The 18,551-nt window shown below is 70.2% G+C and carries 15 protein-coding genes; 7 read left to right on the plus strand and 8 right to left on the minus strand.

Translation table 11 applies throughout. The features are described from left to right. From NE2_RS07315 to NE2_RS07335, 5 genes are all read right to left on the minus strand, one after another. On the minus strand, positions 1-236 hold a 236-nt coding region (locus NE2_RS07315; RefSeq protein WP_157110925.1), incomplete at its 3' end, for a 2-oxoglutarate dehydrogenase E1 subunit family protein. A 168-nt stretch (positions 237-404) separates the two neighbouring features. Then, entirely contained in the window at positions 405-4,160 is a 3,756-nt protein-coding gene (locus NE2_RS07320) for an ABC transporter ATP-binding protein (protein WP_084493865.1), read from the minus strand. An 84-nt stretch (positions 4,161-4,244) separates the two neighbouring features. Further along, on the minus strand, positions 4,245-5,039 hold the full coding sequence (locus tag NE2_RS07325; protein WP_233429700.1) for an ABC transporter permease: 795 nt from the start codon (positions 5,037-5,039) through the stop codon (positions 4,245-4,247). Then, a complete protein-coding gene (locus tag NE2_RS07330; RefSeq protein WP_063025062.1) occupies positions 5,036-5,965 on the minus strand; it encodes an ATP-binding cassette domain-containing protein in 930 nt (309 codons plus the stop codon). The genes NE2_RS07325 and NE2_RS07330 overlap by 4 nt, the downstream gene beginning before the upstream one ends. Continuing rightward, positions 5,962-6,708, minus strand: coding sequence for a hypothetical protein (locus NE2_RS07335; protein WP_063025064.1), 747 nt, complete (start codon positions 6,706-6,708; stop codon positions 5,962-5,964). Before NE2_RS07335 ends, NE2_RS07330 begins: the two co-directional genes overlap by 4 nt. 162 nt (positions 6,709-6,870) lie before the next feature. Here NE2_RS07335 and NE2_RS07340 point away from each other — a divergent pair, with 162 nt between their 5' ends. Both NE2_RS07340 and NE2_RS07345 read left to right on the plus strand, forming a co-directional pair. After that, on the plus strand, positions 6,871-7,806 hold the full coding sequence (locus NE2_RS07340; protein WP_084493886.1) for a helix-turn-helix domain-containing protein: 936 nt from the start codon (positions 6,871-6,873) through the stop codon (positions 7,804-7,806). Continuing rightward, a complete protein-coding gene (locus tag NE2_RS07345) occupies positions 7,727-8,155 on the plus strand; it encodes a VOC family protein (RefSeq protein ID WP_063025066.1) in 429 nt (142 codons plus the stop codon). The genes NE2_RS07340 and NE2_RS07345 overlap by 80 nt, the downstream gene beginning before the upstream one ends. 59 nt (positions 8,156-8,214) lie before the next feature. Here NE2_RS07345 and NE2_RS07350 read toward each other — a convergent pair whose 3' ends face one another. After that, entirely contained in the window at positions 8,215-9,252 is a 1,038-nt protein-coding gene (locus NE2_RS07350) for a glutathione S-transferase family protein (protein ID WP_063025068.1), read from the minus strand. A 65-nt stretch (positions 9,253-9,317) separates the two neighbouring features. On the opposite strand from NE2_RS07350, the gene NE2_RS07355 reads away from it, so the two are divergent. Beyond that, entirely contained in the window at positions 9,318-10,112 is a 795-nt protein-coding gene (locus tag NE2_RS07355) for an enoyl-CoA hydratase/isomerase family protein (RefSeq protein ID WP_063025070.1), read from the plus strand. A gap of 94 nt (positions 10,113-10,206) precedes the next feature. After that, the gene (locus NE2_RS07360; RefSeq protein ID WP_063025072.1) at positions 10,207-11,463 is read left to right on the plus strand and encodes a class I adenylate-forming enzyme family protein; all 1,257 of its coding nucleotides are present in this window, start codon (positions 10,207-10,209) and stop codon (positions 11,461-11,463) included. Positions 11,464-11,487: 24 nt separating this feature from the next. On the opposite strand, the gene NE2_RS07365 is transcribed toward NE2_RS07360, so the two are convergent. Next, positions 11,488-12,279 (minus strand): tyrosine-protein phosphatase, encoded by a 792-nt coding sequence (locus NE2_RS07365; RefSeq protein WP_063025074.1) that lies wholly within the window; start codon positions 12,277-12,279, stop codon positions 11,488-11,490. A 372-nt stretch (positions 12,280-12,651) separates the two neighbouring features. Here NE2_RS07365 and NE2_RS07370 point away from each other — a divergent pair, with 372 nt between their 5' ends. Together NE2_RS07370 and NE2_RS07375 are read left to right on the plus strand one after the other, a co-directional pair. Next, complete coding sequence (locus NE2_RS07370) at positions 12,652-13,128, plus strand: TetR family transcriptional regulator (protein ID WP_228796546.1); 477 nt, start codon at positions 12,652-12,654, stop codon at positions 13,126-13,128. A 53-nt stretch (positions 13,129-13,181) separates the two neighbouring features. Next, complete coding sequence (locus tag NE2_RS07375; protein WP_063025357.1) at positions 13,182-14,360, plus strand: alanine racemase; 1,179 nt, start codon at positions 13,182-13,184, stop codon at positions 14,358-14,360. Here the strand turns inward: NE2_RS07375 and NE2_RS07380 are convergent. Continuing rightward, the gene (locus NE2_RS07380; RefSeq protein WP_233429701.1) at positions 14,357-17,695 is read right to left on the minus strand and encodes a bifunctional RecB family nuclease/DEAD/DEAH box helicase; all 3,339 of its coding nucleotides are present in this window, start codon (positions 17,693-17,695) and stop codon (positions 14,357-14,359) included. The genes NE2_RS07375 and NE2_RS07380 overlap by 4 nt on opposite strands. A 204-nt stretch (positions 17,696-17,899) precedes the next feature. Between NE2_RS07380 and NE2_RS07385 the strand changes: the two genes are divergently transcribed. Then, on the plus strand, positions 17,900-18,544 hold the full coding sequence (locus NE2_RS07385) for an alpha/beta hydrolase (RefSeq protein WP_063025078.1): 645 nt from the start codon (positions 17,900-17,902) through the stop codon (positions 18,542-18,544). The last annotated feature ends 7 nt before the right edge of the window (positions 18,545-18,551 follow it).

The raw sequence follows: 18,551 nt of genomic DNA on the forward strand, positions 1-18,551 counted from the left end.
GCGGCGTTGTTGACCTTCGCGGGGGCCGGAGCCGGAGTGGCCGGCGCGCTGGGGGCGGCGGTCGGCGCGGAGGCGGCGGGAGTGCTGTTGGCTATCTCACCCGGCGATTCCGGTGTGTAGTCGGCGAGAAACTCGTGCCAGCTCTCATCGACCGACGACGGATCTTGCTTGTACTTCTGGTACATCTCGTCGACGAGCCACTGGTTCTGTCCGAACTGGGATGTTGAGCTGCTCACAGCAGGTGTTCGCCTCATTTCGTTCTTCGCGCTGCGACGTTTGTGACGTGCCCGGCACGGGTCGATCGGCACGATGTGCGCCGATGCGCCCTTTCTGAGGATAGGCCCAGCCGTGACAGCGTGCCCCAGCGCGGCCATGCGTAGGCGCACCGCCGCGCCACTGTCCGGTTAACCACCCCCGGACAGACCCAGCCTCATAGGTGACGACTCGTCCCCGGTCGAGAATATTCCTTCGTCGGAATCGGCTGCCTCCCAGAGTCGGTTATAGATTCCGCGCTCCGCCAGTAACTGCGCGTGCGCGCCGAATTCCACGATCCGGCCGTGCGCGACAACCGCGATACGATCGGCGCGCGCGGCGGTCGCCAGACGGTGCGCCACGATCACCGTGGTGCGCCCGCGAGCCAGCGATCTGCTCGCTACCAGCACCTTTTCCTCGTTGGCCGGATCCAGGACCGCGGTTGCCTCGTCGAGCAGCAGCAGATCCGGGTCGACCAGCTCCGCGCGAGCCAGCGCGATCAGCTGGCGTTGACCCGCCGACAGCCCGCGTCCGCCCTCACCGATCGGCTGGGCCATACCCCGCGGCAGCGTCTCGATCATCTCGAGTGCGCCGACCGCCGCGGCGGCCCGGGCGATGTCGGCCGATGTGGCACAGGGTTTCCCGAATGCAATGTTGCTGGCGACATCGCCGGTGAACAAGTGAGCTTCCTGAGGGACCACGCCGAGCCGGGCACGGAACCGGTCGAGCCGGTAGTCACGGATATCGATCTCGTCGACGCGAATGGATCCGGAGTGTGTGTCGGCTCCGTCTCCGCCGGGATGCGAACGGGGAAGGTCGTAGAGGCGCGCCAGCAGTTTGACCACCGTCGATTTCCCGGCCCCGGTCTCACCGACCAGCGCGAGGGTCGAGCCGGCCGGGATGTGCAGCGAAACATCTTCCAGTGCAGGCGTTCTGGCGTCGGGGTAGCGGAAGGTGACGCGGTCGAAGCGCACGTCGCCGCGCAGTCCGCCCTCGATGTCGACCGCATCGGCCGGATCGGGAGCGATCGAGGACGGCGTGTGCAGCAGCGTTTCGATGCGCCGCAACCCCACCCGGGCCTGCTGGTAGCCGTCGAAGACCTGGGAGAGCTGGGTGATCGGCCCGAACAACAGGCTCAGGTAGAGCACGAAGGCCACCAGGGTGCCGGCGGTCGTGGTGCCGTGCGCGACCTCGCGGGCGCCCAGATACACCACCGCCGCCTGCGCCAGATCCGCCCACGCCAGCACGAACGCGAAATACAGCGCGATGGCGCGCTGGGCCCGCAACCGGGCTCGGCGGTATCGATCGGAGTAGTCGGTGAACCGGCGGGCGGCCTCGGCCTCGTGGCGGTAGGCCTGGGTCGCGCGCAGGCCCGCGACGTTCTCCTGGAAGTCGGCGTTGACCGTGGCCACCCGTTCCCGCGAGGCCGAATACGCCGAGGCCGAGACGCGGCGGAAGAACACTGTCGCCACGATCAGCGGCGGCAGCGCCACGAACACCACGACGGCCAGCGCGGCGTCGATCACCAGCAGTGCGATCACGATGCCCACGACCGTGACCAGGCTGATCAGGGCAGTACCCAGCCCGGTTTGCAGGAAGGTCGACAGTGCGTCGATATCGGTCGTCATCCGCGTCATGATCCGGCCGGACAGCTCACGCTCGTAGTAGTCCAGGCCGAGTCGTTGCAGGTGGGCGTAGCTGCGCACCCGCAGCCCGTACAGCACTCGCTCGCCGCCGCGCGCCGAGAGCCGGGTGTTGAGGGCCTCGGCCACCCAGCTCAGGACCACCAGCACCACCCCGGCGACGGCCGCGACCACCAGTACGGCGCCGCGATGCTGTCCGACGCCGTCGTCGAGTGCGAATCGGGTGAGCGCCGGGAACGCCACCGAGATGGCCGCGTCCACCGCCAGCAGCGCGACCACGGCCGCCAGCAGCAGGCGCACCGGCCGCAGCAACCGCACCAGCCGGAATTTCGGGTCCGGCCGTTCCAGCTCGCGATCGTCGAGCTCCGGTTGTTCGGTGGCCGGAGCCAGATTCGCCAGCGCGGCCCGCATCTCCGGCGGCGCATCCGGTTCCGAACTCGAATCCTCGGGAGGCGCAACGAGTTCGGCATCCGGGAATCCATTCGGGCCCGGCTCCGCGATACTTCCGCCCGGTCCCGGCAGCCGGATCACCCGATCCGCGTGTGCCAGGGTCGATTCGCGGTGCGCGAGGATCAGCGTGGTGCGGCCGTGGGCGGGCAGGGCATCGAAGATCGCGGCCTCGGTGACGGCGTCCACCGCGGAGGTGGCGTCGTCGAGGACGAGGACGCGCGGGTCGGCGAGCAGGGCGCGCGCCAGGGCCAGGCGTTGTCGCTGCCCGCCGGAGAGCGTGAGGCCGCGCTCGCCGACGACGGTGTCGTAACCGTCCGGCAGTGCGCGGATGAATTCGTCGGCCGCGGCCATCCGGGCGGCCGCGCGGATCTGCTCGGGATCGGCATCCGGTGCGCCGAGTGCGATATTGGCGGAGATGGTGTCGGAGAACAGGAACGGCTCGTCGAAGACGACACCGATCGCCTCGCGCAGATCGGTGGCCCGCGCCCGCGCGATATCGATCCCGGCGGTCTCCGGATCCTGGTCCGCCCCGAAGAGGCTGATCCGTCCCGACTCGGGCGCATGGAATCGCGGCAACAGCAGCGTCAGCGTCGATTTTCCGGAGCCGGCCGGGCCGATCACCGCCACCGTCTCGCCGGGGCGCACGGTGAGATCGAAATCGTGCAGCACCGGGCGTCCCGGTTCGAATCCGAAGGTGAGACCTCGGATGTGCAGGCCGAGTGGCCCCTCCGGCAGCGGTTGCGGATCGGGCGGGTCGATGCTCTCCGGAGCCTCGTCGATGACCTGATAGACGCGTTCGGCCGCCGCCCGGGTCAGCTGCGCCATGACCAGGACGTTGGACAAGATCCGGGTGCTCGACGCCATCATGGTCACGTAGGTCGCGAAGGCCAGGAAGGTGCCGACACCGATCACCGAACGCAGCGCCAGCATGCCGCCGAGGGCGATCACGATCACCAGTCCGGCCTGTGGAATCGCCGACACCGTCGGCGCGAACCGGGAATCGATGCGCGCCGCGCGCATCCGGTGGGCGTAGAGCCGCCGCCCGTGCTCCTCCAGAATCCGCACCATCCGCGATTCCTGGCCGAAACCCTTCACCACTCGCACGCCGGTGACGGTTTCCTCGACGTGCTGGGCCAGATCGGCCGCCCGCTGCTGCGCCGACCAGGTGGCCGCGTGCAGCCGCGGCCGCACCCGGTACACCACCAGCGCCAGCACCGGCACCGTCAGCAGCGACACCAGGGCCAGCGGCGGCGAGAGCACCAGCATGGCTACCGCGGCGAAGACGAAGATCAGCAGCGAGGCGGCCGAGAGCGGCGCCATCGCGAGCAGCCCCTGCACCAACTGCAGATCGCTGATCGAGCGCGACACCACCTGGCCCGTGCGCAACCGGTCCTGTCGCGGTCCGTCGTAGCGGTGCAGCGCGGTGAGCAGGTCCACCCGCACCTCGTGCTGGACGTCCAGCGCCAGCCGTCCCGCGAGCCAGCGCCGCCCGTAGGTCGCCGCGAATCGGGCTAGGGCCAGGGCGACCAGTATCCCGGCGATCGGAGCGAGTGCCCCGACCTCGCCGACCCGGGCCCGGTCCAATGCGGCCTTCGCGGCCAGGGGCGCCGCGGCCTCCGCGCCGGCGCCCGCGACCACGGCCAGGATGACGCCGGCCAGCACCCGCGGATGACCGGCGCAGGCCGTCCAGAGCCGTCGCAACCAGCCGCTACGGCCCGCTTCGGGCGCGCGGTGGGACCGCTCACGGGACGGTGCCGCTGCGGCCGAGCCGGCGTCGCGGCGAGATCCGGGGTCGAGGGTTTCGGTGTCGTTCATGTCGATTCGACGGTACCGACGCGCCCCGACACCCGGCGTCTCCCGCACCCCGTGCGGGAAATTCCACCCGGATGGGCTGTCGAATCAGATGTCGCGCGTGCGCAGATACCACCAACCGGCCGCCCCGGCGGCGATCGCCCAGACCACCAGCACCACGGCCGAGGCCGCATTCGGCGGCAGGAACGGACTCTCGGGGAACGAACCGACCGCGACCGAGCCGATGGTGGCCGAACCCGGCAGCAGCACCACGACGCCCGCGATGCCCGCGCCCTTGGCGACCAGCCAGATCAGCGGTTCCAGGATGAACAGCCATCCCGCCATCGCGATCACGGCCGGATTGGGTGAACGCACCAGCAATCCCAGGCCCACGCCGATCACGCTCCAGCACACCGCCGCGAGCAGGCCGCCGCCGAACACCCCGACCAGTCGCCAGCCGAATTCGACGGTGTGCCGCCCGAAGGCCAGCAGGCCCAAGGCCGCGCCGATCTCCGCGCCCGCCGCGAGAACCAGCGAATAGGCCGCGGCTACCCCGGCTTTCGCGCCGAAGAGCACGTTGCGGTCGGGCGTGAACAGCGCGGTGAGTCCCATGCTGCGGTAGCGGTATTCGTCGCCTGCCGCGACCGCGCCGCCGATCGCCGCCGCACCCACCGCCACCGCGATCGCCAGATACAACCCGACGGTCGCGGTCCCGGTAACCAGCGCCTCGCGCGGTTGCGGACCCGACCCGCGCAGTGCGGAGGCCGAGGCGACGACGAAACCCACGGCCGCGAGCACCGGGGGCAGCATCCATCCGGAGCGCACCGCGCTGATCTTGCGCAGTTCGGCGGTCGCCGCCCGGTTCACCTCGGCGGGAACAGTGGGCAGGGTCGGCAGCATCATCGCGTTCCGTACATGGTCGCAGGGGCGGGGACGGGATAGGCCGGCGGCGCGGACGATTTGGTGAGGATGGCCAGCACCCGATCGGGGTGGACGGGTTCGGCCACCACCTCGCCGAGATGGACCCGGGCCAGCGCCGCGGCGGCCTCGATCTCGGCGCGAGAAGCCTCGGCGACGGCAAGTCGGCCGTCGCTGCGCATCACCGCGTCGGTGAAGCCCTGCGCCGCCAGAGTGGTGGCCAGCGCGATCGGGCTCGACGCCGCGACCACCAGCCGATCGGGATGGTTGCGCCGCAACCGCCGCGGACTGCCCTGATAGGCCACCGAACCGGCCGAGAGCACGATCACCTGATCGCAGACCGGCACGGCCGCGGCCAGGCTCTGCGAGGTGAACAGGGTGGTGCCACCGCGCCGGGCATGAGCCCGCAGATAGTCGAAAAGCCATGCCCGCTCGGGCGAATCGAGACCTTCGAACGGGTCGTCGAGCACCAGCAGGCGCGGCTGTGCGAGCAGTGCCTGCGCCACCGCGAGCCGCGTGCGCACGCCGTCGGGAACATCCCGCACCCGCGTGGCGGCGGCCTCGCCGAGGCGCAGCATCGCGAGCAGGGCGTCGACCCGCTCGTCGTCGACACCCGCGGCGGCCGCGTACACCCGCAACTGGGCGCGCACGGTCCGAGCCGGGTGCAGTCCGCGCGGCTGCAGCACCGCGCCGATCCCGCCGCCGTCGAAGGTCTCGGCGACGCCGGAATCGGCTCGCAACAGTCCGAGCAGAATGTGGAGCAGCGTGGATTTTCCGGATCCGGGCGGGCCGACAAGGGCCGCGGTGGTGCCGGCCGGAACCGAGAACCCGACATCGCGCAGGGCGAGGACACCCTCGAACTGCTTGTGCAGTCCGCTGATCGAGACGGCGAGCGAGCGGGCCGCGCTCATCGCTGCTCGGCCGTCGAACCGGAGGCCGTGCCGTCCGGATTACCCAGTGCCGGAAGCGGATCCGCGTCGATCACGGTGCCGCGTGCGGTACCGCCGGACCATCGCATCGGCGCGGGGCCGAATGCCTTGTGCGCGTTGCCGATCACATTCTTCCCCAGGGCGCGGTTGCCGAATCCGCCGATGGCCGCGCCGATTCCGGCCGGCAGGATCTTGCCGAACATGAGCATGCTGCGCTTGGTGACGAACTGGACGACGAATCGCTTCATCAGCGATTCGTTCATGCCCTTGATGCCCGGGATCCGCTCCGCCAGCAGCGTGCCCCAGTTCTTGGCCGAATGACCCACGCTCTGCTGCACGATCTCCATACCGCTCTCGCCGAGAACCACCGCCAGCACCAGCGCGCGCCGGCGTTCCTTGTCCTCGGGGGCGACGCCGTGGACGGCGGCGACGGCCAGGGTGAAGACGGCCGAGGCCTCGAGGAAGAAGGTGGTCTCCGCGCTCATCGCCGCGAGCGAGGTCAGGGTGCCCACCCCCGGCACGGCGGCGGTGGCGCCGACCGCGGTGCCGCTGCCGGTCACGGTCGTGAGATAGATCTTCTCCAGCCGATCGAGGATCTGTGCCGGACTCTCGTCCGGATGTGCCCGGCGGAACCGGTCGACGTACTTCGCGACCGCGGGAGCCTGCAATTGTGCCCCGTTGTCCAGCAGTGACCGCACGGCCTTTTCCACGCCGCTGTTGAACATCGGTAACGCACCCCTCTCGTCCGGTCGGCACAAACTCTAGTGGTGCCGATCCGACGGCCGCGGACGAAGTCGGCGACGGTGGCCGATACGGCCGTCGTCCGTGCAACGAACCGCGCCCGGGTCCGGTTCCGCCGCGCCCCCGCGCCGCCTACCGTGGAGAGGGTGAGTGGTGTCTCCGCGGGAGCGCGCCGGTTGCCCGCCCCGTCGTTGCGGCCCTATCTCGGCCGCTACGACGGCTATCTGCTGCGCGGATTCGACCCGGGCGTGCACGTCGGCATGCCGAGTACCTCGATCACGGTGATCCTCACCATCGACGAACCGATCGACGTGCCGGTGTCCTCCCATCCCGACCAGGCCGGAGGCCGCTGGGACGCGCTGGCCGGCGGGCTGACGCTGCGGCCGACACTGATCGCGCACAACGGCTACCAGCACGGAATCCAGCTGGCGGTGACACCGCTGGGTGCGCGGGCGCTGTTCGGCATACCCGCGGGCGAGCTGGGGGAGTGGATCGTCGATCTGTCGGATCTGCTGGGGCCCGAGGCCGAGCGGGTGCGGGAGCGGATCGCCGCGACCTCCGACTGGCGGGCGCGGTTCGCCGTGCTGGACGAGGTCTTCTGCGCGCGGGTCGCCGCGATCGATGCGCGCCGGCTCGAGATGGACGCCAATCTCCGCCGGGCCTGGCGGCTGCTGACCGATCCCGCCGGCGCACCCGCGGTCGATCGGGTGGCGCACGAGATCGGCTGGAGCAGAAGGCATCTGGCCGCGCGATTCGCCGGCGAGTTCGGCATCACGCCGAAGGAGGCCGCGCGGCTGACCCGTTTCGAGGTCTCGCATCGCATGGTGCGCCGCCCCGAGGTGAGCATCGCCGAGGTGGCCGCCGTGACCGGCTATTACGACCAGGCCCATATGGCCCGCGAGTGGCGCGAACTGGCCGGCTGCCCGCCGTCGGCGTGGCGCGCGCGAGAGGTGTTCCCATTCGTCCAAGACGACGGGGGCCCGGGCGAGAAAGGCTGGGTGCATGACCGAAACAACCGATACCGCAACGACCCGTACCGCGACGACGACCGCCCCGCTGTGGCCGACGTTCATCTACCGTGACGCCCCGGCGGCGATCGACTTCCTGCAGCGCGCCTTCGGCTTCGTAGAAGTCGCCCGCTACGGCACCGCCGACCTGGTCCAGCACGCCGAACTCGGCTGGCCCGGCGGCGGCGGGATCATGCTCGGTTCGCAGCGCGACGATTCCGCGCTCTGCGAGCAGCCGCCGGGGACCGGCTCGGTGTACATCGTCGTCGACGACCCGGACGGACTCTACGAACGCGCCCGCGCCGCCGGTGCGACCATCGTGCGTGAGCTCCGCGACGAGGACTACGGCTCGCGCGGATTCACCTGCCGCGATCCCGAAGGCGTGTTCTGGAGCTTCGGCACCTACGCGGGAACCTCCGCCTGACGAAACGACGCACGAGCGGATCCGGCGCGGAGGCGGGGACAGCCTCCGCCCGGTGACGCTCAGACCCAGTCGGCGGCCGGAACCCGCTCCGCCGGCAGGGGCGGCGGAGGCGGGGTGCCGTCCCCGAAGGGCTTGCCGCCCAGTGCTTCTCGGCCGTGCGGCGTCAGCCAGCCCGACAGTTCCGGCCCCTTCGGCACGATCCCGGTCGGATTGATATCGCTGTGCACGATGTAGTAGTGCCGCTTGATCTGCGTGAAATCGATGGTGTCGCCGAATCCCGGGGTCTGGAACAGGTCGCGCGCGTAGGCCCACAGCACGGGCTGTTCGGTGAGCTTGTTCCGATTGCATTTGAAATGGCCGTGATACACCGGGTCGAACCGCACCAGCGTGGTGAACAGCCGCACATCGGCCTCGGTGATGGTGTCGCCGACCAGGTAGCGCTGTTCGCTCAACCGTTCCGACAACCAGTCCAGCGCGGTGAACAGCCGATCGTAGGCGGCGTCGTAGGCGTCCTGGCTGCCGGCGAAGCCGCAGCGGTAGACACCGTTGTTGACCTCGGTGTAGACGCGCCGGTTCACCTGATCGATCTCGGCGCGCAGCGGTTCGGGATACAGCTGCGGCGCGCCCGGCCGGTGGAACTGCGTCCACTCGGTGGAGAAGTCGAGCGTGATCTGCGGGTAGTCGTTGGTGACCACCTGTCCGGTCGGCACGTCCACCACCGCCGGGACCGTGATGCCGCGCGGATACTCCGGGTCGCGCGCGAGGTAGGCGTCGCGCAGGAAGTGGATGCCCAGCACCGGGTCCACCTCGTCCGGATCGAGGTCGAAGGTCCAGCTGCGTTTGTCGTGGGTCGGCCCGCACAACCCCAGCGAGATCACCTGCTCCAGGCCGAGCAGCCGCCGCACGATCAGCGTGCGGTTGGCCCACGGGCAGGCCCGCGCCGCGATCAGCCGATAACGCTGCGGTTCGACGGGATAGCCGTCGCGGCCGTCGGCGGTGATCCGGGTCGTGATGTAGTTCGTATCGCGCTTGAATTCGCCGGGCTCGACATAGGTCGCGGTGTTCGAACCGGCGTGCTCGGTCGGCGAGGTATCCACCGCACCAGTCTGGCAGACCGGCGGCCGGGGTACCGGTTACGACTGGTTCTGGATAGATTCGGCCGATGAGCGATTCGAAACCCACCCGGTTGGAGCGGACCGAGACCGAGGCCGGCGCCCAGCTCGCGATCATCACCATCGACCATCCGCCGTTGAACCTGTTCGATTCGGCGCTGCTGGGATCGCTCGCCGCCGATCTCGCCGAGTTGACCGCGAACCCGCCGCGCGCGCTGCTGATCCGCGCCGCGGGCAAGGTCGTCTCCGGTGGGGTCGACGTCCACGAATTCGACGGGCTGAGCGTGGATCAGGGCGCCGAACTGTGGCAGCGCCTGTTCCAGGGCATCATCCACCCGGTCGAGGCCCTGCCGTGCCCGGTCGTCTTCGCCGCCCACGGCCTCACCCTGACCGCCGCCTTCGAGATCTCGCTGGCCTGCGACATCCTGCTGGCCTCGCCGAAGGCCAAGTTCGGGCTGGTGGAGACGGTCGTGGGCCTGACGCCGTCGATGGGCGGCCCGCAGCGGCTGGCCGAACGCGCCGGTTCCGGCCGGGCGCGGGAACTGGTCATGACCGGCGACCTGTACGACGCGGCCACCCTCGCCGAGTGGGGTGTGGTCAACGCGGTGCACGAGGATGTCGACGCCGCGGCCCGGGCGCTGGCCGCCCGCCTCGCCGACGGCCCGACCCGCGCGCACGCGGCCACCAAGCAGATCATCGCGGCATGGCGTTCCGGCGGCGTCGAACATGCCGATTCGGTGACGCCCAAGGTCTCCGGTGAACTGTTCGAAACCGAGGATTTGCGGGGTGCGGTGCGCAGCTTCCTGGACGTGGGCCCGGGGAAGGCGAGCTACACCGGGCGGTGATCGCCGGGACATCTTTGTCGCCTAACGCCCCGCGATTGTGATCTGCGTCATATAGTCACAAATGCCTGTTGATCGAGGCATCCGGAGGGACTTGATGACGCAGCTTCTGATCGAATATCCACAGACGCGAAATCCGTGGTGCGGCAACCCTCTTGCTCGCGGTGCCGACGGCGTGCTGCGGTACGGAAATCTCAATCCGGCCCTCACCGAACTGCTCGATGTGCAGGTACACGCGTTTTCGGCCCGGGAGGCGGTCGTCGAGATCGGCGGTCCGCGGCTGACCTACCGGCAGTTGTGGCATGCCGCCTCCCGGATCGCCGGCGGATTGCAGGAACACGGAATCGGTTACGGCGACCGGGTTGCCGTGCGGATGCCGGTGGGCGTGCGCTGGGTCCAGGCCTTCCTCGGCGCCCTGTTGTCCGGTGCGGTGCCGGTGCTGGTGCACGACGGGCTGCCCGATGCCGCGGCCGCCCAGGTGATCGCGGACAGCTGCGCGGATTTCGTGCTCGACGGCGGCGGCGCCGACGCCGGGTACGCCGACTTCCCCGACGGCGCGGCCTTCATCGACGACGGTGCCTCGCTGAGCGAGCTCGCCCTGCTGTGCTACACCAGCGGCGCTGCGAGCCAGGGCCTTTCGGAGGCGCCGGGCGGTCCGCGCGGTGTCGAGTTGACCAACGAGAATCTGCTGTCGGCGGTGCGCTCGGTGGTGGGCGCCTTCGACCTGCCGACCGACGGATTGCGCAATCTGGTCCTGATGCCGCTGGCGCACGCGAGCGGCTGTGTCGATCAACTGCTGCCGACCTTCGCCGTGGGCGGCACGGTCGTCCTCGCCCCGGATCCGGCGATGATCGCCGAGACGATCGTCGCCGAACGTGTCGATATGGTGGCCGCGACGCCCCGCATCTTCGCGGGCCTGCTCCCGGAACTGGCCGGATTGCGTGCGGAGGGCGTGCGCCAGGTGTGCAGTGCGGGACATCGCGCCGAACTGGCCGCGACCGACACCGGCACCGCGGAAATCGTCGCCGAGGCGCTGCGCGAGGTGTTTCCGCTGGCCCGGCAGTGGTCGGTATGGGGTGCGACCGAAACCAGCGGCATCGGATTGGCTCTGGTGGACAGCGGCGTGACGCCGGGCAGTGACGTTCTCGGATTCCCGTTCGGCGGTACGGAATTGGCGCTGTGGGGGCCGCGGGCCGGGGTGGGCAGCGGCGAATTGCTCTGTCGCGGGCCGAATATCACCCCGCGCTACTGGAACGACCCGCAGACCACGGAATCGCGGTTCACGGGCAGTTGGTTCCACACCGGCAATCAGGTCAGCATCGACACCGATGGTCTGGTCCACCGCACCGGATAGCCGGTGCCGGCCGGCAGGACCGGATCACTCCAGCATGCGGGTGTGCAGGGCGGCCCGCAGCTGCGGTGTGATGCCGATGGCCTCGAGATAGCCGTCGAGGGTGCCGTGGTGGCGGTGCATGGCCTCGGTGCCGGCGGCGAGGTATTCGATGCTCACGCCCAGCAGGGCGGGCGGCAGCGACTCGCCGGAATTGCGCGCCACGTCGGCGGCCAGCGATTCGACGGCCTCGTTGCTGAGCAGATAGTCGGCCAGGACGTCGTCCTCGGTGACGCCGACGGCCCGCAGCAGGGTGGCGACCGCCCAGCCGGTGCGGTCCTTACCGGCCGCGCAGTGCACCAGCACCGCGCCGTCGCCGCGGGCCAGCGACCGGGCCATGGCGGTGATCGCGAGTCCCGCCTCCGGCATCGAGGGGAATTCCGCGTAGACCTCGAGCAGGTTGAGGTGGCGGCCGGTCGTCGGGGCGTCGTCGCGCGCGGCGGCCTCGTGCGGCGGCAGCGCCGTCGCCTGCGGAGCCTCGTGCGGGGCCCGGGCGGCGCCGACCCCGGAGTGGAACGGTGTCACCTCCAGCCGCACGCCGTCGGGAAGGATGTCGACGCCCATCCGGTCGGCCTCGCCGGGCCCGCGCAGATCGTGCACGGTGGCGACGCCGAGCCGGCGCAGGATGTCGTGCCCGCGTTCGTCCAGCCGGCACAGCTGAGCCGACCGGAGCAGAACTCCGCTGCGAATCTTGGTCCCGCTCGCCGTGCGCAGGCCGCCGACGTCGCGGTAGTTGAAGGTGCCGGGAATGTGGAGATGATCGGGGCGCACCGTTGTCACGACTCCAGGTTATCGGCGGGTTCGACACGGTGGGCGGCGATGGCTCAGCTGTGTGCTCGCCCACATCGATATAACGATTCCCGGCCGGAGGCCGTAGAGTTCTGGGCGTTTGCGCCCGCGCGGCAGCCGCCCTGACCGTGGCGGATCCGCCGCCGAACCCCACCGCGGGATGTGTCGGGGTGGTAACAAAACAATCTTTCAGTACGGAATGACCGATCGAACCTGGTCGCGATCCCCGAAAACCCTCTAACATTGACGGATGTTGAACGGGCCGCCCGAGGTAGACCTCGGAAGAGATCACCGCGGATCCGATGCCCGTTGAGCGAGCCGCGCAGGCGAGGTGCGCGAGTTCTTTCGCCGAGGGAGTCGTCGTTGAGCGCTAGTGGAGAGATGATTCGGGTCCGGCCGCGGCCGATCGTGCAGGAGGCCATCGACGCCGCGTCGGCCGCCTGCGACTGCACGGGCACGCGCGCGTTACGGGTGGTTCTGCATGCCGGCGTGAGTGCGATGTGGTCGGCCATCCGGGCCACCCCGCAACGGCAGGTGCACACGCTGGATCTCACGATCAGTTCCTTACGCCGCCGCTGGGAGGGCGAGGCCGACTGCCCCGGTCTCTCGGCGACGGAGTGGCTGCGCGACCTGGACGCCGAGGTGGGTGCGGCGTTGGACGCGTGTGCCGAGCGTTCGAATACCCAGTGGATCGAGCCGGTAGCGGCGATATCGGCGTATGTGCTGGCCGTGATCCAGGGCGCCGTGCTGCGCTGGCTCGCCGACGGTGACGACGAGACCACGCTCGTGGTGCTGGACGATCTGGTCGCCACGCTGATCACCAAGGCGGTCGATCGGTAACGACGCGCCGGGTTCTCCTGGACGTGTGACCAGTTTCGTGATTGGCTGATGTGGTGACAGACGCGTCGCCCATCGCCGACCTGCACGCCGCCACCGCGGACCTCGATCCGCCCCTGGCCGCGCTGGACCTGAGCGCGCTGCGCGCCAACGCCGCAGACCTGGTGCGCCGGGCCCGCGGCGTGCCGATCCGGGTGGCCAGTAAATCGGTGCGCTGCCGCGCGGTCCTCGAGGAAGTGCTCGGATCGCAGCTCACCGGCCACGGCGGATTCGCCGGCATCATGTCCTATTCGTTGCGCGAGGCACTGTGGCTGGCCGGACACGGGGCACGCGACGTTCTGCTCGGCTATCCGAGCGTCGATCGCGCCGCGCTGGCCGAATTGGCCGCCGACGCCACCCTGCTCGACTCGATCACGCTGATGGTCGACGACGTCGCCCAGTTGGATCTGATCCGCGCCGCGGTCGGTGGCGCCGGAATCAGCCCGCGGATATGCCTGGACGTCGACGCCTCGTTGCGGATCGGCCCGCTGCACCTGGGGGTGCGCCGATCGCCGATCCGGACTCCGGAGCAGGCCGAGTGGCTGGCCCGGGTCGCCCGCGAGCGCGGCTTCCGGGTGGTGGGTGTGATGACCTACGAGGCCCAGATCGCCGGCCTGCCCGACACCAATCCCGCGGTGCGGCTGGTCAAACGGCTCTCCGCGGCCGAAATCGGCACTCGCCGTACGCATGTGCTGGAGGCCGTGCGTTCGGTGGCCGGTGAGCTCGAGATCGTCAACAGTGGCGGCAGCGGGTCCATCGAGGTGAGTGTGGCAGCGCCCGAGGTTACCGAGGTGACCGCCGGATCCGGTCTCTACGTGCCGACGCTGTTCGACGGATATCGCGCGTTCACGCCTCATCCCGCGCTGTATTTCGCACTGCCGGTGCTGCGCCGCCCGGCCGCCGAGATCGCCACCGTCTTCGCCGGCGGCTATATCGCCTCCGGTCCGGTCGGTGCCTCACGAGTGCCGAAGCCGGTGTGGCCCAAGGGGTTACGGTTGATCGGCACCGAGGGTGCGGGGGAGGTACAGACGCCGTTCACGGGCGCCGCGGACCTGGCCGTCGGGGATCGGGTGTGGATGCGCCACGCCAAGGCCGGCGAGGTCTGCGAACGCTTCGACGCCATCCACATCGTGGATGCCGACGACCGGCGCACCACGGTGCCGACCTATCGGGGCGAGGGCCGCAACTTCGGCTAGCCGCGCCCGGTCAGTTCGAGGTAGGCGGCCAGATCGGGCAGCTGTTCAGGGGTTTCGGGCAGATAGTCGGTGAGCAGCGGCGACGCCACGACGATCGCCGACCACATCGCCCGGGAGACGGCGGTGGTCAGCCAATGCCGCGAGAGCAGATCGTCCATTCCGTGCGGTGCGTCGGCGGGGGCCGAGGTCGTCATCGAGATCAGCACGACCGCCGCCTCCCGGCCGCGGAAGCGATCGGCGGTGCCGACCACCACGTCCTCGATCCGGGCCCGCGACAACAGCATTCGAATGCGTGCCACCTGCGCGTGATAGGGCGTGACCACCAGAATGTCGTGCGGATGCAGCCGCCGCGTGAGTACGCCCTGGCGCCAGGTGCGGCCCAGCAGGGACCGGACCTGACGGACGATCTCGCGGGCCTCCTCCGCGGATTCGGTGCTGTTGCCGTGATGTTCGACCGGCACCGCGCGCACACCCGGCGCGACGCCCTCGAGTTCGCGGGCGAGGGTGACCGTCTCGTTGGAGCGCAGCCGGCGGCCGTAGCGCAGCGACGACACCGGCCCGCACACCTGGGGATGCATCCGCCAGGTGCGCTCCAGGAAATAGCCGAAAGCCGTGGGCACCGTGGGGTTGTCGCCGACGATGCGACCCAGGGCCGATTCGTGGACGCGCTCGGGATGCAGGCCGGTACCCGGCAACGGAGCGGGATCGCCGATCAGCAGCAGATTGCGCGCCGACGCGCCGACCGCGATCGCCTGCGCCAGCGGGAAATACCCGGCGTCGGCGATCACCAGGAGGTCCAGACTCTGCGGCGCCACCTGGTCGGGATCGGTGAAATCGCCGGTCAGTCCGCCGATCACACAACCGTTCACCGCGTTGTCGAGGAAGCGAGGATAGCGGTCGGCGGCGATTCCCAGCCATTCCGGAGCCACGGTGTGCACATCCGATTTGGCGACCAGTTCGGGCAGTACGCCCACGCGGACCACAGCGTCGAGCAGCACCTCGGCGGCCGAATGCGTTTGCGCCACCACCCCGACGCGCCACTTGTAGCGGGTTACCAGCCGCTCGATCACCCGCGCCGCGGTGTCGAGTTTGCCGGTGCCCGAGGGCCCCTGCACCGCGAGATACGAGTGGTCGAGGTCGAGCACCGCCGCGGTGATCGCGGCCGCGTAGTCGCCGAAGACCTGCGGCAGCGCGGTCGCGCCGTGCAGCCGGGGCCGCCGCCGGCACAGCAGATCGAAGGCCGCCGTCAGCGGGACGTCCGGCAGGCTGACCAGCAGATCGTGCGCCACGGCGTTCAGCGCCTGTTCCACATTGTCGTCGCGGCCCGGCGGATCGGGCACGATGGCGACCGGCAGTTCGTCGTAGGGTGCGCACCCCGGCGGTAGCAGCTCCTCCACCCGCACCACATCGTCGAAGTTGTCGTCGAGGGCGAAGCCGAGGACCGTCGCCGCCGCGGTGGCGCGCCGGCCGGGGGTGGCCGGGAGGTCGGGGACGGGCGAATCGTAGAGCGTGCGGATCGCGGTGCCCGGAGGCGGCGGGCGTCCGGTGCCGAGCCTGCCGGTCAGCTTCAGGTAGCGCCGCATCGGCCGGTCGTCGGTGTGCTGCCATTTCGTGTCGACGCTGGCCCAGTCCGCGACGAGAACCCCCGGAGTATCGGCCCATTCGCCGATCGGCCGATGCAGGCGGTCCTCGTGCGCCCAGTGCAGCGGCTGCCGCTCGCGCCGGTGATAACCCAGCACCGCGGCCATCATCGCGGCAGCTTGCTGTCCGGCACTGCGAGTGTCGTCGTAGTCGAAGGCGAATTCGCGCAGCGCCGCCTCCACCGCGGCCGGTTGTTCGGCGAGAGTGCGGCGGGGGACCGGGCAGGGCTGGATGTCGTGCTCGGCGGCGAGTTCGTACAGTCGCTCGCGCAGCCGCAGCGTTGCCGCACAGGAGGATTCGAGATCGGCGCGAACCGGTTCCGCCTCGGGGTCGAGCAGGCCGAGTACTTCCGGCAGATCATAGGACCGGGCGCCGATCAGCAGCGCGGAACGCACGATCGGATACAGGTCCAGCAGCGCGCCGAGCAGCTCGTCGGCGGTCTCCTCGTCGGCGCCGCAGCGTGCGCACAGGTCGGCAAGCAGCGTCCGGATCGGCGAACAGAAGTGGTAGATCCGCAGGTCGGGATGGTGCTGCTGGCGGTCGGCCAGAAATTCCAGCAGCGCCACCGGATCGTGCGTGGTGAAGGCGTGGAACAGGAACACGCCCTCGCCACCGTCCGCACCGCGCGCGGCGACCCCGACGCCGACGGACGATCCGGCGACCGAGACGAAGACGTCCCCGGTGTCGGGCCGGGCCAGCTCACCGAACGCGGCCGCATCGGTGACCGCATAGGCCGGGCGCCCGGTACGCTCGCGGCGCAACTGCAGCTCGGCCTGCCGCCGCAGCGTCGAAAACGTCTGTACCGCAACGCCCGTCACCGACGAATCCGCGGCGGCGAGGCGATCGACCGTGGTGATGCCGGCATCGCGCAGCTGCGCCCGCACCGACGGTCGCATCCCGGCCACCAGCAGCAGATCACGCCCGGCCACCAGTTCGGCGGTGCAGCTCGCGCATTGCCCGCAGGCGAGGTAGCGGCGGTCCCCCCACTGCACGGGCAGCAGTTCGTCCTGTTTGGCGGCGAGGATCGTGGCGAGCCGAATCCGTCGCGCCGCGTACACCGTTTCGGCCGGACCGAGCTCGTAGATCCGTTCCGCACCCGCGGCATCCCGGATCCGGACCCACGGATCGACGTCGAATCCGTTGGCGCGCACCATGCGCGCACACGCCGCGGCGTCCATGAGCGCCGCGACATCGGACGACATCGAACGGGCGTACAGGATGAAGGAGGAATGCGGAGTCGGCGCGGCGTCGCGATCCGGGACGCCGGCGGCCGCTGTCGCGGATTCTCCGGTCGCGCCGATGTCGGGCAGCGCCGCGGCCGCGGATCGCCGGGGCCGTACCGGCGTGAGGTCGTCGCGGCGGACGAGGACGGCGCATCCGGCCGCGAAGGATCCGTCGAAGAAGGTGGCCCCGAATATCGCAGGCGCGTCGGTGCCGAGTGCGGCGACGGTCTGCTCGTGTGCGCGGCGCAATTCCGTGGCCGTGGCGCCCGGCGAATCGATGCCGATCACGGCCGCGCCGAGAGCCGCGTGCACATCGTCGAACACGTCGTCCGACAGTGCGTCCGAACCCAGCGGAAAGCTCACCGGATCGGTCGGATTCGGCGAAACGACAAGGCCCAGTTCGGTATCGAGCGCGCGCAGCAGCGCGAATTCGCAGCGCGCTGCCCTCACCAGGTCATCGGTGCTGCACACGACACGATCACCGAACAGAATCAATCGCGGCCCTCCTGAGTCCGGACACCCGCACGCGGCCGACGCGCCGCTCGCGTGCCGAGTCGCGCAACAGCGTAATCATTCGAGGTCGTACGGCGTGGCGTGAGGGGGGCGTGTCGGATATCGGTCTCACTTCGCCGGGCCGGGCCCGCTCACCGGCGACCCGCCCGTGACAATGGGGTGATGCCGTACTTCCAGGGTGCCCGCGGTCGACTGCACTACCGGCGGTGGCCGGTGGAGCGGCCGGTGGCGGTGGTGGCGTTCCTGCCCGGAACCGGCCAGCACAGCGGCCATTACCATCGTTTCGGCCGTGCCCTGGGTGCGCGCGAGATCGAGGTCTGGTGTCTGGACACCGCGGGCCAGGGGCTGAGCGAAGGCGACCCGGAGGCGCCGGGAACGCTGACCGAACTGGCGGCCGACGCCGCCGCGCTGGTGCGGGCGATGGGCGCTGAGCAGCCCGATCCGCCGCTGTTCCTGGCGGGCCACTCGCTGGGAGCGGCGACCTGTCTCGCGTCGATGTCGCTGCCGGAGATGGCCGGGTGCGCGGGCATGGTGCTGACCGGCACCCCGAAACGGGCCGCCGAATCGCCCGCCGCCCTGCCGCCCGGACTACCGATCCTGGCGCTGCACGGTGTGGACGACCGCCGCGCACCGATCGACTCCGCGCGCGAGTGGTCGGCCCGGCACCGGTCGGTGGGGTTGCACGAGTACACCGATGCCGGGCACGATTTGCTGCACGAGCCGGTGCACGCGGCAGTCACCGCCGATATCGCGGAGTGGATTCGCGAGGTCGCGGACCGTCGTTACCGCGCCGCGGAAGTGGGTTGAGAAAGGG

Source organism: Nocardia elegans NBRC 108235 (genome assembly GCF_001612845.1).
Taxonomy (GTDB): domain Bacteria; phylum Actinomycetota; class Actinomycetes; order Mycobacteriales; family Mycobacteriaceae; genus Nocardia; species Nocardia nova.